This window comes from Acinetobacter sp. ACNIH3, assembly GCF_002918965.1.
Lineage (GTDB): Bacteria > Pseudomonadota > Gammaproteobacteria > Pseudomonadales > Moraxellaceae > Acinetobacter > Acinetobacter schindleri.
Window position 1 is genome coordinate 1 of the sequence record NZ_PQLP01000139.1, and the last position, 1,021, is coordinate 1,021.

The window sequence follows — 1,021 nt, forward strand, 5'->3', positions numbered from 1 at the left end:
TTTTTCGCAAGAGATGCGATGGATGTCTGGTGATTTGTAGTCATAAATTTTAGTCCCCACTTGTTTTTAAGTGGGGACTAAATTAAGGCTTATAGGACGAATTCATAAGGTGTGTTCAGCGGACGCTTACAAAATACACAATATATCTGTACAAGAGTTTTTAAGTAAAATAGAGAGTCAGGGTATCAAATATATTGAAACTCCACACTATCCCCTATTAGACAAAGATAATTACGCTTTAGTAAATAGAAAAAAAAGATATCTTGAAGCTACATTACTATTAAAAAATAAGTTTTCAAATCATGCTGTCCAACTGGTTATCAAAGATATAGCCACCACTATTAATGATCCAAAACCACCTTGCTCAAGAACAGTCATACGTTGGATGAAAAAATTTAGTAAGGACGAAAGCTTTCTTAATGATTTCAAACCTAATTCGGGTAACTGCTCACTCAGATTTTCGCCTGAAGTAGAAAACTTGATCACTCATGGCATAAATGAATATTTTCTAAAGCCCAGAGAAAAGAGATCAGCTAAGGATGTCATAGCATATATTGAAAATGAAGCTCTTAATATGAGGCTTTATGACCACTTACCCACCCTCAGAACGCTACAACGCAGAATTCTAGCGTTAGATCCATATCAAGTATATCGACATAAAAAGGGGGTTAGGACTGCAAATCAGCATTTCCAAGCTGCTGGTAAAAAGCTTAACAGTCCCTTTCTCATGAACAAAGTTGAAATAGATTCACATCTTTTAGATGTCATTGTTCTAGACGATAACACTTTGGAGCCCATTGGTAGACCCATACTAACTTGTGCGATTGATGTATTTTCGTAAGCGTCCGCTGAACCCCACTTTTTCTAACTCATTAATACCGCGATAGTGTCCACTAAATTTAAGTGGACACCTATTTATGGATTTAAAGACAGTTATAGACAGTGCACCAACGCTAAAAAAGCCCCGTCGAACCTTCACAGCTGAATTTAAACATCAACTTATTCAGCAATGCCAGCAGCC

General features: G+C 36.7%; 1 protein-coding gene. It reads left to right on the forward strand.

Annotated elements, in window-relative coordinates; all coding sequences use genetic code 11:
* Positions 1 to 109: 109 nt before the first annotated feature.
* Complete coding sequence (locus C3420_RS17085; RefSeq protein ID WP_103857262.1) at positions 110 to 841, forward strand: hypothetical protein; 732 nt, start codon at positions 110 to 112, stop codon at positions 839 to 841.
* The last annotated feature ends 180 nt before the right edge of the window (positions 842 to 1,021 follow it).